The sequence below is a fragment of the Micromonospora sp. NPDC049049 genome, from assembly GCF_040649115.1.
Taxonomy (GTDB): Bacteria; Actinomycetota; Actinomycetes; order Mycobacteriales; family Micromonosporaceae; genus Micromonospora.
In genome coordinates, this window is sequence record NZ_JBEZEX010000028.1 from 54,407 (window position 1) to 71,573 (window position 17,167).

The 17,167-nt window shown below is 72.5% G+C and carries 19 protein-coding genes; 10 read left to right on the plus strand and 9 right to left on the minus strand.

All coding sequences use genetic code 11. The features are described from left to right. Positions 1 to 71 precede the first annotated feature (71 nt). Positions 72 to 257 carry a hypothetical protein gene (locus AB0B68_RS25065; protein WP_357263079.1) on the plus strand — a complete coding sequence of 62 codons (186 nt, stop codon included), beginning with the start codon at positions 72 to 74 and terminating at the stop codon, positions 255 to 257. A gap of 133 nt (positions 258 to 390) precedes the next feature. Here the strand turns inward: AB0B68_RS25065 and rsrA are convergent, their stop codons facing one another. The 5 genes from rsrA to AB0B68_RS25090 form a co-directional block, all read right to left on the minus strand. Then, positions 391 to 678: a mycothiol system anti-sigma-R factor gene (rsrA, locus tag AB0B68_RS25070; protein WP_030336658.1), complete on the minus strand. Its 288-nt coding sequence runs from the start codon at positions 676 to 678 to the stop codon at positions 391 to 393. Position 679: 1 nt separating this feature from the next. Continuing rightward, on the minus strand, positions 680 to 1,504 hold the full coding sequence (locus AB0B68_RS25075; protein ID WP_112583674.1) for a sigma-70 family RNA polymerase sigma factor: 825 nt from the start codon (positions 1,502 to 1,504) through the stop codon (positions 680 to 682). A 235-nt stretch (positions 1,505 to 1,739) separates the two neighbouring features. Continuing rightward, the gene (locus tag AB0B68_RS25080; protein WP_357202983.1) at positions 1,740 to 2,357 is read right to left on the minus strand and encodes an alpha/beta family hydrolase; all 618 of its coding nucleotides are present in this window, start codon (positions 2,355 to 2,357) and stop codon (positions 1,740 to 1,742) included. Positions 2,358 to 2,408: 51 nt separating this feature from the next. Further along, on the minus strand, positions 2,409 to 2,801 hold the full coding sequence (locus tag AB0B68_RS25085; protein ID WP_091406097.1) for a WhiB family transcriptional regulator: 393 nt from the start codon (positions 2,799 to 2,801) through the stop codon (positions 2,409 to 2,411). A gap of 195 nt (positions 2,802 to 2,996) precedes the next feature. Beyond that, positions 2,997 to 3,707, minus strand: coding sequence for an SOS response-associated peptidase (locus AB0B68_RS25090; protein WP_357202986.1), 711 nt, complete (start codon positions 3,705 to 3,707; stop codon positions 2,997 to 2,999). A gap of 103 nt (positions 3,708 to 3,810) precedes the next feature. Between AB0B68_RS25090 and aroA the strand changes: the two genes are divergently transcribed. Genes aroA through AB0B68_RS25110 form a run of 4 tightly spaced genes read left to right on the plus strand, consistent with a single transcriptional unit; the run spans position 3,811 to position 8,005 of the window. Further along, a complete protein-coding gene (gene aroA / locus AB0B68_RS25095; protein WP_357202989.1) occupies positions 3,811 to 5,112 on the plus strand; it encodes a 3-phosphoshikimate 1-carboxyvinyltransferase in 1,302 nt (433 codons plus the stop codon). A gap of 55 nt (positions 5,113 to 5,167) precedes the next feature. Next, positions 5,168 to 6,244, plus strand: a complete 1,077-nt coding sequence (gene rsgA, locus AB0B68_RS25100) for a ribosome small subunit-dependent GTPase A (protein ID WP_355008164.1) — start codon at positions 5,168 to 5,170, stop codon at positions 6,242 to 6,244. A 28-nt stretch (positions 6,245 to 6,272) separates the two neighbouring features. After that, positions 6,273 to 7,091, plus strand: a complete 819-nt coding sequence (hisN, locus tag AB0B68_RS25105) for a histidinol-phosphatase (RefSeq protein WP_357202993.1) — start codon at positions 6,273 to 6,275, stop codon at positions 7,089 to 7,091. A gap of 26 nt (positions 7,092 to 7,117) precedes the next feature. Continuing rightward, positions 7,118 to 8,005 carry a hypothetical protein gene (locus tag AB0B68_RS25110; protein ID WP_357202996.1) on the plus strand — a complete coding sequence of 296 codons (888 nt, stop codon included), beginning with the start codon at positions 7,118 to 7,120 and terminating at the stop codon, positions 8,003 to 8,005. A 45-nt stretch (positions 8,006 to 8,050) separates the two neighbouring features. Here the strand turns inward: AB0B68_RS25110 and AB0B68_RS25115 are convergent, their stop codons facing one another. Further along, positions 8,051 to 9,250 carry a glycosyltransferase gene (locus tag AB0B68_RS25115; protein WP_355008166.1) on the minus strand — a complete coding sequence of 400 codons (1,200 nt, stop codon included), beginning with the start codon at positions 9,248 to 9,250 and terminating at the stop codon, positions 8,051 to 8,053. Positions 9,251 to 9,472: 222 nt separating this feature from the next. On the opposite strand from AB0B68_RS25115, the gene AB0B68_RS25120 reads away from it, so the two are divergent. The 3 genes from AB0B68_RS25120 (at position 9,473) to AB0B68_RS25130 (ending at position 11,923) form a co-directional block, all read left to right on the plus strand. After that, positions 9,473 to 10,471: an SDR family oxidoreductase gene (locus AB0B68_RS25120; RefSeq protein ID WP_357202999.1), complete on the plus strand. Its 999-nt coding sequence runs from the start codon at positions 9,473 to 9,475 to the stop codon at positions 10,469 to 10,471. Beyond that, positions 10,471 to 11,262: an ATP-binding protein gene (locus AB0B68_RS25125; RefSeq protein ID WP_357203002.1), complete on the plus strand. Its 792-nt coding sequence runs from the start codon at positions 10,471 to 10,473 to the stop codon at positions 11,260 to 11,262. Before AB0B68_RS25120 ends, AB0B68_RS25125 begins: the two co-directional genes overlap by 1 nt. Positions 11,263 to 11,350: 88 nt before the next feature. Next, a complete protein-coding gene (locus tag AB0B68_RS25130) occupies positions 11,351 to 11,923 on the plus strand; it encodes a DUF5709 domain-containing protein (RefSeq protein WP_099848385.1) in 573 nt (190 codons plus the stop codon). A gap of 7 nt (positions 11,924 to 11,930) precedes the next feature. Here AB0B68_RS25130 and AB0B68_RS25135 read toward each other — a convergent pair whose 3' ends face one another. Further along, a complete protein-coding gene (locus tag AB0B68_RS25135) occupies positions 11,931 to 12,584 on the minus strand; it encodes a response regulator transcription factor (protein WP_357203023.1) in 654 nt (217 codons plus the stop codon). 23 nt (positions 12,585 to 12,607) lie between these two features. Further along, positions 12,608 to 13,732: a DUF5931 domain-containing protein gene (locus AB0B68_RS25140; RefSeq protein ID WP_357263082.1), complete on the minus strand. Its 1,125-nt coding sequence runs from the start codon at positions 13,730 to 13,732 to the stop codon at positions 12,608 to 12,610. Positions 13,733 to 13,851: 119 nt separating this feature from the next. Between AB0B68_RS25140 and AB0B68_RS25145 the strand changes: the two genes are divergently transcribed. Then, entirely contained in the window at positions 13,852 to 14,307 is a 456-nt protein-coding gene (locus AB0B68_RS25145) for an ATP-binding protein (RefSeq protein ID WP_357203008.1), read from the plus strand. A gap of 333 nt (positions 14,308 to 14,640) precedes the next feature. Here the strand turns inward: AB0B68_RS25145 and AB0B68_RS25150 are convergent, their stop codons facing one another. After that, positions 14,641 to 15,579, minus strand: a complete 939-nt coding sequence (locus AB0B68_RS25150) for a ribose-phosphate pyrophosphokinase (protein ID WP_091406120.1) — start codon at positions 15,577 to 15,579, stop codon at positions 14,641 to 14,643. Between the two features lie 101 nt (positions 15,580 to 15,680). On the opposite strand from AB0B68_RS25150, the gene glpK reads away from it, so the two are divergent. After that, on the plus strand, positions 15,681 to 17,165 hold the full coding sequence (glpK, locus tag AB0B68_RS25155) for a glycerol kinase GlpK (protein ID WP_357263085.1): 1,485 nt from the start codon (positions 15,681 to 15,683) through the stop codon (positions 17,163 to 17,165). Positions 17,166 to 17,167 lie beyond the last annotated feature (2 nt).

Here is a 17,167-nt window from a genome sequence, read left to right on the forward strand (position 1 = left end):
CATGCGTCGACCGGCGGTGGGCGGGCAGCGGCGCAGCCGGGATGACAGGCCCGCCCTGGGGAAGGCGGCGGGTGTCGACCGCACTACCATCAGCGGGTCGGACCCGACGCCGGACCGCCGGTGGCCGCATCCGCGCCGAGGTCGTGCGCAGGACGGATCCGACCCATCACGAGGAGGTCAGCATGGCGAAGAAGTCCAGGAAGAAGAAGGCTCGTAAGAAGAGCGCCGCGAACCACGGCAAGCGTCCCAACTCCTGAACGGGTCGGCGGGCCAACTGCCCGTCGTCGCTCAGCCGGCCCAGGCCGGGTACACCGGTGGCCCGGGTCGATGTCGACCCGGGCCACCGGTCTTGCCAGCTGGTGCCGACGCTCGGTCGGCGTCCTCAGACGATCAGTCGGCCAGCTCACGGGAGTCGCTGGTCTCGAAGACCACCAGCTCGGTGAGCTTGACCCGCAGCCGCTCACGCAGCTCATCCGGCGCGGTCTCGTTGCCACAGCAACGCGCCACCAGCGCCCGCACCTCCTGCTCCAGCCCGTACTCGCGCAGGCAGGGCCCGCACTCGTCCAGGTGGTGCCGGATCAGCGAGCGACGCTCGTCGGCGCACTCCAGATCGAGGTAGAGATACACCTCCGCGAGCACTTCGCGGCAGTCCGTCTCGTGCGGCTCCCCACAGCTCACGTCACACCTCCCGGCCGGCAGCGGCGGTCGAGCCCTTCGCCGAGCGGGCCGCACTGAAGCCCCGCTCGCCCGCGTAACGCTCGAGCAGCTTGCGCAGATTACGACGGCCCCGGTGCAGACGCGACATCACGGTGCCGATCGGCGTGCCCATGATGTCCGCGACCTCCTTGTAGGAGAAGCCCTCGACATCGGTGAGATAGACGGCCAGGCGGAACTCCTCCGGCAACTGCTGGAGGGCCTCCTTGACGTCACTGTCCGGCAGCCGGTCCAGTGCCTCGGTCTCGGCCGAGCGCAACCCGCTGGAGGTGTGCGACTCGGCCTCGGCGAGCTGCCAGTCGGTGATCTCCTCGGTGGGCGCCTGGATCGGCTGGCGCTGCCGCTTGCGGTAGGAGTTGATGTAGGTGTTGGTCAGGATCCGGTAGAGCCAGGCCTTGAGGTTCGTGCCCTGCTCGAACTGGTGGAAGGCCGCGTACGCCTTCAGGTACGTCTCCTGGACCAGGTCCTCGGCATCCGCCGGGTTGCGTGTCATCCGCAGCCCAGCAGCGTAGAGCTGATCGACGAATGGCATCGCGTCCCGCTCGAATCGGGCCCTGCGCTCGTCCGTCTTCTCGGTGGTCAACCGCACATCCCCTCGCGTCGGATGCTTTCCCGCCGAGGATACGCGCACGGACCTGCCCGCAGATTCACTTCCGGCCGGTGTGCCCGTGCTCACCGCACCCACCCCGCCCGGTCCCGCTGTCGCGGGCCATTCCGGGCCGTCCAGCAGCCGCTTCAGCTGCCGGGCGTCCCGCTCGTCCCGTTCCAGGCTTCGTGTCTCGGTTGGCACCGGTCACCCCCCTCGCAGAAAAGTCGTCCGGGGGTAGTAACGCGAGATGACCACTGGGGCATTCCGGCCGCCCCTCCCCGTTCCTGGTCCCGGCCCCGACGGCGGCCGGCGCTGGGACCAGGAAGGGCCTGGGAGGACTGGTGTCACCGGCCCTGCTCGGGCCGGCGGCACCAACGGATGCAACGACCCGTGCCCGCCCCGGAAACGGTCGACCCGGCGAGCCGGGCGCGACGGGTCAGCCGGCCGCCCAGCCCTGGGCGGACAGCCAGTCGCGTACGACGGCGGCGGTGCCGGCCGGATCGCGGCGCAGGTCGTGCGTCTCACCGGGACGACTCACCACCTGCACGGCCGGTCCCGGCTCCGGCGTCCCGAACGGATCCCGGTCGCCGTTGACGACCAACGTCGGCAGGCCGGTGCCCAGCTCGTCGGCGCGCGAGCGTTCCGGCCGGCCGGGCGGGTGCAGTGGAAAGGCCAGTGCGACCACGCCCACCGCGCCCACCGCACGGGCCGTCCGACAGGCCACCCGTGCGCCGCTGGAACGCCCACCGACCACCACCGTCGGCACGTCGGCGTGCCGGGCGCGCAGCTCGGCGAGCACCGCCGTCCAGGCCTCGTCGAGGTGACCTGCCGGTGCCGGCGCACGTCGACCGGCGACCCGGTACGGCTGCGTCACCCGGACCACGGCCAGGCCGGCCGCCACCGACGCGTCCCGGACCGCGAGCAGGTCGGGTGCGTCGACGCTGCCGCCCGCGCCGTGCCCGAGGACGAGCAGGGCGGTGGCCGGGCGGACCGGCAGGTCGGTGTCGATCCACGCCGGGCCGCGCGGGGTGTCGATCTCGTTGCTGGCTGGCACCGGCCTATTCTGCGCCGCCGGACGGGTGTCGGGTGCGAACCGGGCCGCCGATCAGCTCAGCGGGACCAGGGCGAGCAGGCGATCACGCACCGGCGGGCCGGCGTCGTCGATGGCGTCCGGATCGGGTTCGACCTCGCCGCGCCAGGCGACCAGCATCGCCCGTCGTTCCCGCGGCGTGGTGCCGCCCCACACGCCGTGGCAGTCACCGACGTCGAGGGCCCACGCCAGGCAGGACCCCTGCACATCACAACTGCGACACAGCGCGACGGCGGCGTCCGCCGGCTCGTTCGGTGCCGGAAAGAATGTCTCTGGATCGACGCTCTGGCAGGTTCCTCTGGTGCGCCACGCGTCGTCCTGTCGCCGTTCTCGCACGGCCCGCAGCAGTCGCGGATCTCGCCGCGCCGCTGCCACCTCGTGCGGGCGCGGCATACGTGCCCGTGTCATCCGCCCACCTCCCCCGTGGGACCGGCAAAAGCTGTGGACGTCGTCCGCCCCGTGCGGACCGACAGCCACTACCGGCGCTGTGTTCTATCGCACTTCGCAACCTCGGGACAAGGGTCTGCCGGGAACATGACTGAACAGCCAGGAGACGAATCGCGCGAAGCCTGGCAAATCGGCGGCCGACTATGCGCCGCAGCGTCAGAACAGGGTCAGCTCCTGCGGTGACACCGTCGGCGCCACCGCCACCCGCGCGGTCAGCTGCGGCCCGTCGTTACGAACGTCCCCCACCGCCGCACCCACCGGCCGGATCTCCAACCCCGCCAACTGCTCCGCCGACGCCTCGGTGAGCAGCCGCCCCGGCTCCTCGGTCGGCGCGAGCCACGACGACCACCGCTCAGGTGGCAGCAGCACCGGCATCCGGTCGTGCACCTCGGCCAGGTCGCCGAGCGCCGTGGTGGTCAGCACGCTGAAGGTGAGCCGGGTCTCGGCGTCGGACTCCCAGACCGACCAGATGCCGGCCAGCGCGAGCACCGAGCCGTCCCGGGGGGTCATGAAGTACGCCTGTCGCGCGCCGTCGGGCAGCCGGACCCACTCGTACCAGCCGTCGGCCGGGACCAGGCAACGGCGACGGGAGAAGGAACCGGCGTACGCCCGGCTGGTGGCCACCGTCTCCGCCCGCGCGTTGATCATCCGGGCGGCTCCCGACGGGGACCGGGACCAGTGCGGCAGCAGACCCCAGCGGCCGACGCAGAGGCTGCGGTGCCCCTCCGGGCTGACCCGGACCAGCGGCACCGGGTCGGTCGGCGCGACGTTGTGGTCCGCCCGAACCAGGCCGTCGGAGTCGTCGGAGGACTCGAACAGCGCGCTCAGCTCGCCGGAGCTCCGGGTCGTCGCGTACCTGCCGCACATGGGGCACACGCTAACGCGTCGGAGGCCCTGTCGGCTGTCCCGCCAACCGGGAGTACGAACGCCGGGTACCGCCGCCCGCCCGCCGACACGGCAGAATGTAACGGTGGGCAACCTGACCGCGACCCGGCCGCCGCAGCCGTGGACCGCACCGACCGCATCCGACCCGGTGGCGGCGACGCTGCGCCTGCCCGGTTCCAAATCGATGACTGCCCGGGCCCTGGTGCTCAGCGCGCTGGCCGCCGGCCCGTCGACGCTGGCCCGTCCACTGCGCGCCCGTGACACCGAGTTGATGGCCGCAGGCCTGCGGGCGATGGGCGCGCACGTCTCGATCAGCGACGACGAGCGCTGGCTGGTCCGACCGCACCCGCTGGCCGGCCCCGCCCACGTCGACGTCGGGCTGGCCGGCACCGTGATGCGGTTCGTGCCACCGGTGGCGGGCCTTGCCGACGGGCAGGTCACCTTCGACGGTGACCCGTACGTACGCACCCGCCCACTCGGCCCGCTGGTCGACGCGCTGCGCTCGCTGGGCGTCCGGATCGACGTCACCGGCACGGGCAGCCTGCCGCTGACAGTGCTCGGCACCGGCCGGGTCACCGGCGGCGAGGTCGTGATCGACGCGTCCGCATCCAGCCAACTCGTCTCCGGGCTGTTGCTGGCCGCCCCGCGCTTCGACCGGGGCGTCGTGGTCCGCCACGTCGGGCGGCCGGTGCCCTCCGCGCCGCATCTTCGGATGACGGTGCAGATGCTGCGGGCCGCCGGCGCGGCGGTCGACGACAGCACCCCCGATGTCTGGGCCGTCGAGCCCGGCCCACTCACCGGACGCGGCTGGGACATCGAACCGGACCTCTCCGGCGCCGTGCCGTTCTTCGCCGCCGCACTGGTCACCGGCGGCGAGGTCACCTTGCAGGGCTGGCCGCACAGCAGCGCGCAGCCGGTCGAGAAACTCCGCTCGCTGCTGCAGCGGATGGGCGGCGAGGTCACCCTCTCCACCAACGGGCTGACCGTCCGTGGCACCGGCGTGGTGCACGGTCTGACCGCCGACCTCTCCGACGTCGGCGAGCTGACCCTCGTGCTGACCGCGCTGGCCATGCTGGCCGACTCGCCGTCGGTCTTCACCGGCGTCGGGCACATCCGCGGCCACGAGACCGACCGGCTCGCCGCGCTCGCGCGCGAGTTCGGCGGGCTCGGAGCGGACATCACCGAAACACCTGACGGGTTGGAGATCCGGCCCCGACCGCTGCGCGGCGGCGTCTTCCGCACCTACCACGATCACCGCATGGCGCACGCCGCCGCAGTGGCCGGGCTCGCCGTTCCGGGCATCGAGGTGGACGACGTGGGGTGTACCTCCAAGACCATGCCCGAGTTCCCGGCACTATGGTCAGCGATGGTGACCGGCAAGAGCTGACGCGAGAAGAGGACAGGTCCTGGCGACCAAACGGCGGGAGTACGACGAGGACGACGTGCGGGTCCGGCCCGGAAAGTCGTCGCGCCCACGTACGCGCACCCGCCCGCAGCACGCCGACGCGGTCGACGGGTTCGTCATCGCCGTCGACAGAGGGCGCTACACCTGTGTGCTCTCCGGGGCCGAACGCGGCGTGGTCGGCGCCGAGCTGCCCACTGTCACCGCGATGCGGGCCCGCGAGTTGGGCCGCAAGTCGGTGGTGGTCGGTGACCGGGTCAGCCTGGTCGGCGACACGTCCGGCGCGGAGGGCGCGCTCGCCCGCATCGTCCGGATCGCCGAACGTCGCTCGGTGCTGCGCCGCACCGCCGACGACGACGAGACCACCGCCGAGGGTCGGCTGGAACGGGTCGTGGTGGCCAACGCGGACCAGTTGGTGATCGTGAGCGCGTTGGCCGACCCACCGCCGCGCACCGGGTTCATCGACCGCTGCCTGGTGGCCGCGTACGACGCGGACGTCGAGCCCTTGCTCTGCCTCACGAAGGCCGACCTGGCCGGGCCGGAGGAGGTGCTCGGCTACTACACCGAGCTGGAGCTGCCGTACGTGCTCAACCGCCCCGACTCTGACCTCGACGCGCTCCGCGCGCTGCTCAGCGGCAAGGTGTCGGTGCTGGTCGGGCACTCCGGCGTGGGCAAGTCGACGCTGGTCAACCGCCTCGTTCCGGACGCGCTGCGGGCGGTCGGCGTGGTCAGCGCGATCGGCCGGGGCCGGCACACCTCGACCAGCGCGGTGGCGCTGCGGTTGCCACCGGTGCCCGGAATCGACACCGACCCGGGTTGGATCATCGACACCCCCGGGATCCGCAGCTTCGGGTTGGCGCACGTCTCGGCCGACAGCCTGCTGCACGGCTTTCCGGACCTGGTCGAGGGCACCGTCGACTGCCCACCGAACTGCCCCCACACGGCCGACGAGGCCGAGTGTGGGCTGGACGCCTGGGTGGCCGCCGGTAAGGCCGACCCGCGCCGGCTGGCCTCGTACCGTCGGTTGCTCGCCTCTCGGGCCGGCGAGGGCGACTCGCGCGGCGACAGCGACCAGCGCGGCCCCGGCGAGGATGACCGGCGCGGCCCCGACGAGTGACGCGACGGGCGTGGGCTAGGTTGCCGGAATGACCGGGTACGCCGACGACCTCGCCCTCGCCCACCTGCTCGCCGACCGGGCCGACGCCATCTCCACGGCCCGGTTTCGTGCGCTCGACCTGCGCGTCGAGGCGAAGCCCGACCTGACCCCGGTCTCCGACGCGGACACCGCTGTGGAGCGGGAGATCCGCGCCCTGCTGGCCGAGCAGCGACCGGCCGACGGGCTGCTCGGTGAGGAGTTCGGCGCGCAGCCGTCCGCCGACCCGAACGGCCGCCGGTGGATCATCGACCCGATCGACGGCACCAAGAACTTCGTCCGTGGCGTGCCGATCTGGGCCACCCTGATCGCGCTCTACGACGGCGACCGGCCGGCGGTCGGCGTGGTGTCCGCACCAGCGCTCGGACGACGTTGGTGGGCCAGCGCGGGCGCGGGCGCGTACGCCGGGCCGGGCCCCACGGCCGGTGAGCGGATCGGCGTGTCCGCGGTGCGCGGGGTGGCGGATGCCAGCTTCTGCTACTCGTCGTTGAACGGGTGGGAGGAAGCCGGGCGGCTCGACGCGGTGCTCGACCTGATGCGGGACAGCTGGCGCAACCGGGCGTATGGCGACTTTTACGGCTACATGCTGTTGGCCGAGGGGGCACTGGACGTGATGGTCGAGCCGGAGTTGTCACTGTGGGACGTGGCGGCGCTGGTGCCGATCGTCACGGAGGCGGGTGGCACGGTCACGGATCTGGCCGGACAACCGGCTCCCGCCGGCGCTCCGGGCACCGACAGCAGCGTGGTCGCCACCAACGGTGTGCTGCACGCCGACATCCTCGTGCGCCTCAACCGACCAGCCGAGCGCTGACCCCCGGCAACCTCTATCCTCGCCAGGTGGTCTCCTCCGGTTGGTGCTTCCTCGCGGCGATGATCGTCGCGTACGGCTTCGCCAATCTGCTCCAGTCGGTGGCGGCGGCCCGCACCACCGTCCACCACACCTTCGATCCGGGCCTGCTTCTGCGCCTCGCCGGGCACCGGACGTACCTGGTCGGTCTCGGCTGTCAGATCGCCGGTTTCGTGCTCGCCTTCCTGGCCCGGCGGGACCTGCCGCTGTTCCTCGTGCAGGCGAGCGTGGCCGCCGGGCTCGGGGTGACCGCCATCCTCGGGGTGCTGGTGTTGAAGTGGCGGCTGCCGGCGGCGGAGGTGGTGCTGCTGGCGCTGCTCTTCGCGGGGATCACCGCACTGGTGTTGTCCGCCCGGCCGGCGCCGTCGAAGCAGCTCGGCACCGCCGGCTCGATCGCCCTGCTGGTGGCACTGGGCGTGATAGCGGTGCTCGGCTTCTTCGCCGTCCGGCTGCACGGGGCGCCGGGTTCGGTGGCCCTCGGCTCACTCGCCGGGCTGGCGTTCAGCTCGGCCGCTGTCGCCGCCCGGCCACTGGCATCCGCGCCGTCCGCCGAGGCGTTCCTCGCCGACCCGCTGTTCTACCTGCTGATCGCCCACTCGATAGTGGGTCAGCTGCTGCTCGGTCTGGCCATGCAGCGCGGCTCGACGACCGCCGCGGTCGCCGCGATGGACGCCGCCGGCGCGGTGCCGGCCGCGATCGTCGGCCTGCTGCTGCTCAACGACAAGATCTGGCCGGGGCGGGAGTGGCTGGCCGCGGTCGGCTTTTTGGTGACCCTGGCCGCGGTCATCGGCCTGACCCGGTACGCCGAACCGCAGCAGCACCGTTCGGTGACACGCCGTCGGGACCCCGCCATGGTCGGTGCCGGCCAGCCGGGCTGACCGTCCGGCACCGCACCACGGTCGAGGTCCCGCAGCACCGCCGACTCACGCCTCGACGGGCTTGCGGCGGCTCACCACCCGTTCGTAGAGGCGTTCCAGCGCACCGGCGGTCCGCTCCCAGGTGTAACTGCTGCGCACCCGGTCCACAGCGGCGTGCCCGTAGGCGAACCGACCGGCGTTGTCGCCGAGCAGCCGGCGCAGCGACACTCCGAGTGCCCGTACGTCACCGGGGGGCACCAGGCGGCCGGTGACCTCGTCGACGACGGCGTCCGCCAGACCGCCCATCGCGTAGCCGATCACCGGCACACCGCAGGCCATCGCCTCCAGCGAGACCCGTCCGGCCGAGGAGTAGTGCGGCGTGCAGGCGACCACGTCCGCCGACCGGTACCAGGTGGCCATCTGGTCGTGCGGCACCGCCCCGACGAGCCGTACCTGGTCGACGACGCCGAGCTGTTCGGCCAACTCGCGCAGCCGTCGCGCCTCGGCGTGATTGACCAACTGGTCGGCCGGCGGCCCGCCGGCGATCACCAGCTCGGCGTCACCGACCAGCCGCATCGCCCGGATCAGGTCCTCCTGGCCGTGCCCGGCGGCCAGCGAGCCCACCGAGAGGATCCGGGACCGCTGTTCGCGCGGTGCCGCCTCGCCGTCGGGATGGAACAGGTCGATGTCGACGCCGGCCGGCACCAACGCGACCGAGCTGCGTTGCAGACCCATCCGGGTCAGCTCGTCGACCTCGTCGTTGGACTGGGCCACGGCGATGTCGACGGCCCGGGTCAACGCGCGCTCCAGCGTGATCCGCTGGCCCGGCCCGTCGTAGTGACCACCCAGGTGACGCAGCTGCTCGATGCCGAGCGAGTGGAACGTCTGCACCACCGGAATGTCGGTCTCCCGGACGGCGTGCGCGGCGGCCAGGCCACCGACCCAGTAGTGCCCGTGCACCACCTCGGGCCGCCAGGACCCCGACCACTCGTCGGCCAGCCAGCGGCCGACCTCCGTCACGTACGGGATCAGCTCGGCGGTGGGCAGTGGGGTGGGCGGGCCGGCGGGCACCTGGTGCACCTGGTAGCCGTCGACGTTCATCGTCGCCGGCAGCGTCGGGTCGTCCCGACGCACGTAGAGCCGGACGTCATGGCCTCGTTCGGCCAGCTCGGCGGCGACCCTCGCGGTGTGCTGTCGGGTGCCTACCGGCGGGCCGTCGGCGTGGCGGTAGGAACTGGCGTGCGCGCAGACGAGGCCGACGCGCATGGGTCACCTCCCTGCGATCTTTCCTCGGCGGTGGTCCTCCCGGTCAGAGCGTCCCATTAACCCCGCGACGCTGAGCCGAAACCTGGCAGATCAGGAAGAGTCCCCGCGAGTGCCACCGACACTTGCGCCACGGCAAGCACACGCGACACGCGACAGCACTTCGACGATGATCGACAAGCCGTCGTCGGTGTGACCAGGCCCGGCCGGGGGTACCGCTCAGAAATGCCGCTGACCCGCAGTCTCGCCGATTCGACAGTGGTGATCACCGGTGCGTCCAGCGGGATCGGCACGGCGACCGCGTACGCGCTGGCCCGCCGTGGTGCCGCCGTCGTGCTGGCCGCCCGCAGCGAGCCGGCCCTGCTCAAGGTCGCGCAGCGCTGCCGGGAGTTGGGCGGCCGGGCGCTGGTCGTACCGACCGACGTCACCGAGTTGGAGTCGGTGCGGCGGCTGGCCGACCAGGCGGCGGCCGAGTTCGGCCGGATCGACGCCTGGGTGAACAACGCCGCGGTGAGCGCGGTGGGGCTGTTCGACGAGATCCCGGTCGCCGAGTTCCGCCGGGTGCTGGAGGTCAACCTGCTCGGGACGGTGCACGGCATCAAGGCGGCCCTGCCCTACCTGGGTGCCGCCGGTGGCGGTGTGCTTGTCAACAACGCCTCGGTGCTGGCCGAGGTGGCAATGCCGTACCAGTCGGCGTACAACGCCACCAAGCACGGCATCCGTGGGCTGGCCGACACCGTCCGACAGGAGCTGCGGGTCACCGGTCGCGGTCACATCTCCGTCTGCACCGTGCTGCCGGCCACGATCGACACCCCGTTCTTCCGGCACACCGGCAACCACAGCGGCCGGGAGCTGGTGCCACCTCCTCCGATCTACCCGCCGGAGGTGGTGGCCGAGACCATCGTCCGGCTGCTGCGCCGGCCTCGCCGCGAGGCGTACGCCGGCGGCGCCGCCCGGCTGATCGGCCTCCAGTGGCGGCTGGCGCCCGCGCTGGTCGAGCGCACCCTCGGCTGGTACGCCCACCGGACCCAGTTCGGCCCGGGCGCCCGGGTGGACAGCAGCGGCAACGTGTTCCACCCCGATGCCCAGGCGCGCCAGGACGGTGGCTGGCACGGTCGGCGGCGACAGTTGGCGCGGATGACCGCCGCGTTCGGTCTGGCCGCCGCCGGCACCGCTGTCGGCACCCTGGCCGCCATCAACCGCCGTTCCCGGTCGGACCGCTGATGGCGGATGTCGAGCGCCCGAATGCGCTGACCGTCACCGGCGCGCACAATGGGGCGATCATGTCGAGCTGTCTCGTGGAAATCGACGACTCGTCAGCGGTGGTCCGGCTGACCGGTGTGCTCGAGGCCGCCAGCGCCGAGGAGGTACGCGGCGCGCTGCTCGCCCGCCTGGCCGACCGGCCGGGCCCGGTGGTGGCCGACGTCACCGGTCTGCGGGTCGTCGACCCGGCCGGGCGGAGCGTCTTCGCCGAGGTCCGCCGGGAGGTCGCCGACTGGCCCGCCGCGGATCTGCTGCTGTGTGATCCGGCGGTCGACGGGCCCGCCCACCCGGACGCCGCGCTCGACGGTGTGCCGGCCTGGCCGACGCTCGACGGGGCCTTGGCCGCTGTGGCGGCGACACCACTGGCGGCGGTCCTCAGCGCCGAGCTGGTTCCGGCGGTGGGAGCCGCCAGGCAGGCACGCGAGTTGGTCAGCACCGGTTGCGAGCGCTGGGGCATGCCGACGCTCACCGACCCGGCGTGCATCGCGATCACCGAGATGGTCAACAACGTGGTGGCGCACGCCCGGACCCCGATGACGGTTCGGCTGGCGCCCCGGGAGACCACCCTGCACCTGGCGGTTCGCGACCACTCCCCGCGTCAGCCGACGTTCGCCGGGATGTCCCCACCAGACCGGGCCGGCGGTCGGGGACTGCTGCTGATCGACACGGTGACCCGCCGCTGGGGCAGCACTGCCGTACCGGACGGCAAGGTCGTCTGGTGTGTGCTGCACCCCGACGACGAGGCCGCCTGACGGGGCTTTCGCCGTCGGCGCCCGATTCGGCGCCGTACCGTCGACTGCCGCCCGGTTACGGCGGCAGGGCAGCGGGTAGTGATCAGACATGCGCGACAACGAGTACCCGACCCCCGTGTCCGACACCGAGGCGCAAGGGCTGCCCGACACCGCCGATGACGACTCGACCGCCAACGACGACGTCCTCACCGGGCGCGAGGCGGACGGCCCGGACCCGGCCCAACTGCCCGGCGACCGGACGCCGGTGGCGGTGGACCGGTTCGGCACGACCGCCGAGGAGCAGCTCGACGGTGAGTCGTTGGACTACAAGCTCGACCGCGAGGTCTACGAGCGCCCGGCGGACGACCCGCTGGCCGGCACCATCGACCCGAAGATCGCCTTCGAGGCGGACAACCTGGAAGCCGCGGCGGAGGCTCAGCTGGACGCCGACGTGATGGATCCCGGGCCGACCTCGGACCCGAACTCACCGGTCTCCCTCTACGACCACGGTCAGCTCGGCACCGTTGCCGACGCCACGGTGGGCCGGCTGGTGGAACCCGACGAGGGGGCGCACACCGACCAGGAGACCGACTCGGTGGCGTACGACGCCGGATCGGCCGGGGGCGGGGCCACCGCCGAGGAGCTGGCCATCCACGAGACGGAGCCGCCCCGCTCGGTCTGACGTCCGCTCAGTCGTCCAGACCGCGTTCGATGGCGTACCGGGTCAGCTCGACCCGGTTGTGCAGTTGCAGCTTGCCCAGGGTGTTCTGCACGTGGTTCTGCACGGTGCGGTGCGACAGGCCGAGCCGCTGGGCGATCTGCTTGTACGACATCCCCTTCGCCACCAGCCGCAGCACCTCCGTCTCCCGTTCGGTGAGCTGGGGCGTCGCGGGTTCGGCAACGCCGGCCGGGCCGGTCCCCCGCCCCGGTCCGGCGGCCAGCCGGCGGTACTCGCCGAGCACCAGCCCGGCCAGGCCCGGAGTGAAGACCGCGTCGCCGGCAGCGGTGCGGTGCACCGCCTCCAGGAACTCGGCGGGTGCTGTCGACTTCACCAGATAACCGGTGGCCCCGGCCTTCACCGCGTCCAGCACGCTCTGCTGTTCGCCGCTGGCGCTGAGCATCAGCACCCGTACGGCGGGCAGCGCCGCGCGCAACCCCAGGATCACCTCGACGCCGGAGATGTCGGGTAGCTGCAGGTCGAGGACGACGACGTCGGGCCGGGCCGCGGCGGCCACCCGGATGGCCTGTCGTCCCTCGCCGCTGGTCGCCACCACCAGGAAACCGGCCTCGGTCAGGTCGCGGGCCACGCCCTCCCGCCACATCGGATGGTCGTCCACCACCATCACCCGGACCGGGTTCGCCGCCGTCACCTCGGCACGCTCAGCTCGATCTCGGTGCCCGCCTCGGGGGCGGACACGATCCGCACGGTGCCGCCCACGTCGACCACCCGTCCCCGGATCGACTGGGTCACGCCGAGCCGACCCTGGGCGGCCGCCTCGTCCAGCCGGCCATCCGGAATGCCCGGCCCCTCGTCGCGGATCGACACGGTCACCGTCGCCCCCTCGTCCTCGATCAACACCCAGGCCCGCCCGCCGGCGTGCCGCCCCACGTTGTCCAGGGCCGCGCCGGTCGCGGCGGCCAACTCCGCGGCCACCCGTCGGGGCAGCGGCACCGGGCTGGCCGGGGCGGAGAGCGCCACCGCCGCCGAGGCGTACCGGCCGAGCAGGGTCCGCAGGTCCACCGCCTCGCCGCCGTCCGGGAGGCTCGCGGCGGCCGGACCGGCCCCGGCGATCAGCGCCCGCAGAGCAACCTCCTGCTCACCGGCCAGTCGGGCCAGCTCGCCGGCCTCCCCGGGCAGGTCGGCGCCGCGCCGCTGCACCAGCGCCAGCACCTGGAGCACCGAGTCGTGGATGTCCCGGGCCAGCCGCTCCCGCTCCCGGGTGGCGGCCTCCAGCTCCACCGCGCGCTGCAACCGCTCCTCGGCGCTCACCGCGAGCCGGGCCACGTGCCCGACCACCACCCCGGCGAGCAGCATCAGGATCACCCCGGTGAACGAGGACTGACCGATGCGCTCCCGGGTGGCCAGGTCCGCGCCGGCGACCAGCAGCGCGGCGACGGTGCCCCGCCGCCGGCCACCGGAGACGGCCCAGGCCAGCACCGGGCCGGCCATCCAGGCCACCCCCAGGGTGGGTACGCCGTGGGCGAGCGCCGTCCGGCCGACCACCCACGGGGTGGCCAGCACGATGGCCACCACCACCCCGAGGTCGGCCAGCAGCAGCGGCCAGCGCCGCCAGGCCGGCCGGGCGTACCCGACCGCTGTCGCGCCCGTCCAGGCGATCATCAAAATGATCAGGGCACCGACGGCGTACGGGTGGGCGTACCGGTCGGCGTCGCGCACCGCGAGCACGCAGACGTACGCCAGGGAGGCCAGTCTGAACACGGTGAGCGCACGCCACAGCGGCACCTCGAACCCACCCGGCGGCGACGGCATGGCGGTCAGGATGCCACAACCGGGCCGGCACACGGCGAGCAGCGAGTGCGGTTCAGGAAACCCTGACGTACGGTGGAAAAGCCGCGAATTACTCCGAGATGTGCCGCCGGGACGGGCCCATGACAAACGCAGATCCGCACGCACCGCGTACGGTTGTGCCCATCGAACCTGCCCTCCTGATCGCCGAAGCCTTTGACCAGGCCCAGGTGACCGAGATTCGACACTCGGTCACCTCCTGCGCGCATGCCTCCGGCCTCAGCGGCCAACGGCTGGACGACTTCGTGCTCGCGATCAACGAATTGATCACCAACGCGGTGCGGCACGGCGGCGGGCGCGGCTGGCTGCGACTCTGGCACGAGTCGGGTGCGCTGGTCTGCGAGGTCGCCGATCACGGGCACGGGATCAGCCCACAACGACTGGGCGACCGCAGTCGGCCCGCCCCGGACACCGCCGGCGGCTGGGGCCTGTGGCTGGCCCGCGAGCTGACCGACGCGATGGAGGTGGTCACCGGCACCGCTGGCACCACCGTCCGCATAACCACCGGCCTAACCAGTCACAACCACACCCCGCACTAACCCGACCCGCCCCACCCCCGGCCCGACCGCCCCGGCCTCACCACGCCCCGGCCCGCCCCGGCCCGCCCCGGCCCGCCCCGGCCCGCCCCGCCCTGCCCCGGCCCGCTCCGTCGATCATGGAGTTGTGGTGGGGGACAAAGCTCTCGTATGACGCCGAACCAGGCACCATAACCCCATGATCCACCGGGTCTGGCCGCGATCTTGCGCTTACTGTCCCGACATCCGTGGCATTCCACGCTTTTCGACAACCGAAACTGCAAGATCGGCGGAGGCAGGTACGGCACGGGGCAGGGCGCAACGCGCGCGGGGCAGGGCGCAAGGTGCGCAGGGCGGTCAGGCGAAGAGGGCGGAGACGGATTCTCCGTTGTGGATTCGGCGCGTCGCCTCGGCCAGGGCGGGAGCCACCGACAGGACCTGCAGCTTGGGGACCCGCTTGGCGGCCGGGATGGGCACCGTGTTGGTGCAGACGATCTCCAGGACGCCGTCCTGGTCGCTGAGCCGCTGCAACGCGTCGCCGGAGAAGAGGCCGTGCGTGCAGGCGAGCCGGATCGACCGGACCTTCAGGCCGCGCAGATGCTCCATCAGCTCGACCACCGTGCTGCCCTTGGCGATCTCGTCGTCCAGCACGATGACATCGCGGTCGGTCACGTCGCCGATCACCGCGCTGATCTTGACCAGGTCGTCGCTGAACCGCTGCTTCGCCCCGGCCGCGACCGGAGTGCCGAGCAGCCGGGCGAAGGCTGCGGCCTCCTTGGCGTTGCCCAGGTCGGGCGAGACCACCACGGTGTTGCTGAGGTCGTAGCGCCGGAAGTGGGTGGCCAGTTCCCGCAGCGCGTGCAGGTGATCCACCGGAACGCTGAAGAAGCCGTGCACCTGCGGCGAGTGCAGGGTCATCGCGAGCACCCGGTCCGCCCCGGCCGAGGTGAGAAGGTCAGCGACGAGCCGCGCGCCGATCGAGATCCGTGGGGCGTCCTTCTTGTCCGAGCGGGCGTACGCGTAGTGCGGCAGCACCACGGTGATCCGACCGGCGGAGGCACCCCGGGCGGCGTCGATCATCAGCAGCAGCTCGACCAGGTGCTCCTGCACCGGCGGCACCAACGGCTGGATCAGGAAGACGTCCCGCTCCCGGCAGTTGGCCTGCAACTGGACTTCCAGACAGTCGTTCGCGAACCGGGAGACCCGCACCGGGTGCAGCGGCACCCCCAGGTGGGCGCAGATCTCGGCAGCCAGGTCGGGATGGGCGGTTCCACTGAAAACTGCGATGTCGCGCACGTTCGCACATCGTAGGGGAAGCCGACGGCCGCCGACTGCAGCGGGCCGGAACCCGCCGTGACGCCTGTCGCGCCGCGCCGCCGTCCGGGTACGGTGCTGCGGTGACCCCCCAGTACGTCGCCGCCATCGACCAGGGCACCACTTCCTCGCGGTGCATCGTCTTCGACCGTGCCGGGGACATCGTCGCCGTGGCCCAGCGCGAACACCGGCAGATCTTCCCCCGACCGGGGTGGGTGGAGCACGACGCCGAGGAGATCTGGGACAACGTCGAGCAGGTGGTCGCCGAGGCGCTGCGGGCCGCCGGCACCGACGCGTCCGGGCTGGCCGCTGTCGGCATCACCAACCAGCGGGAGACCACTGTCGTCTGGGACCGGGCCACCGGCCGCCCGGTGGCCAACGCCATCGTCTGGCAGGACACCCGGACGGGGCCGCTGCTGCGCGAGCTTGCGTCGGCGTACGGCGAGGAGCGGTTCCGGGCCCGCACGGGCCTGCCGCTGGCCACCTACTTCGCCGGGCCGAAGCTGCGCTGGCTGCTCGACGAGGTCGAGGGCCTGCGTGAGCGTGCCGACCGCGGCGAGGTGCTCTTCGGCACCATGGACAGCTGGCTGATCTGGAAGCTGACCGGCGAGCACGTCACCGACGTGACCAACGCCAGCCGGACCATGCTGATGGACCTCACGACCCTCGACTGGGCGCCGGATCTGCTGGACGCGATGGGTGTTCCGGCGGCGATGCTGCCGGAGATCCGCTGCTCCGCCGAGGTCTACGGCACGGCGAGGGGGGTGCTCGCCGGGGTGCCGGTGGCGAGTGCGCTCGGCGACCAGCAGGCGGCCCTGTTCGGGCAGACCTGCTTCCAGCCGGGTGAGGCGAAATGCACCTACGGCACCGGCAGCTTCCTGCTGCTCAACACCGGCGCCACCCCGGTCCCGTCGACGCACGGTCTGCTCACCACCGTCGCCTACCGGATCAAGGACCAACCACCGGCGTACGCCCTAGAAGGCGCCATCGCGGTCACCGGCTCGCTGGTGCAGTGGCTGCGGGACAACCTCGGGCTGATCTCCACGGCCGCCGAGGTGGAGGAGTTGGCCCGCACCGTGGACGACAACGGCGGCTGCTACGTGGTGCCGGCGTTCTCGGGACTGTTCGCCCCGCACTGGCGCAGCGACGCCCGGGGGGTCATCGCTGGCCTGACCGGTTACATCACCAAGGGACACCTGGCGCGTGCGGCGCTGGAGGCGTCGGCGTGGCAGACCCGCGAGGTGATCGACGCGATGAACGCCGACTCTGACGTGGCGCTGCGTCGTCTCCGGGTGGACGGCGGGATGACCGCGAACGGGCTGCTCATGCAGTTCCTCGCCGATGTGCTCGACGTGCCGGTGGTCCGTTCCCGGATCACCGAGACCACCTGCCTGGGTGCCGCGTACGCGGCCGGTCTGGCGGTGGGCTTCTGGCCGGACCTGGCGACACTGCGGGCGCAGTGGCGCTCCGACGCGCAGTGGGAGCCGGCCATGGCTCCGGACCTGCGCGAGAAAGAGCTGCGCCAGTGGCGCAAGGCAGTGCAGCGCACCCTCGACTGGGTCGAGTGAGC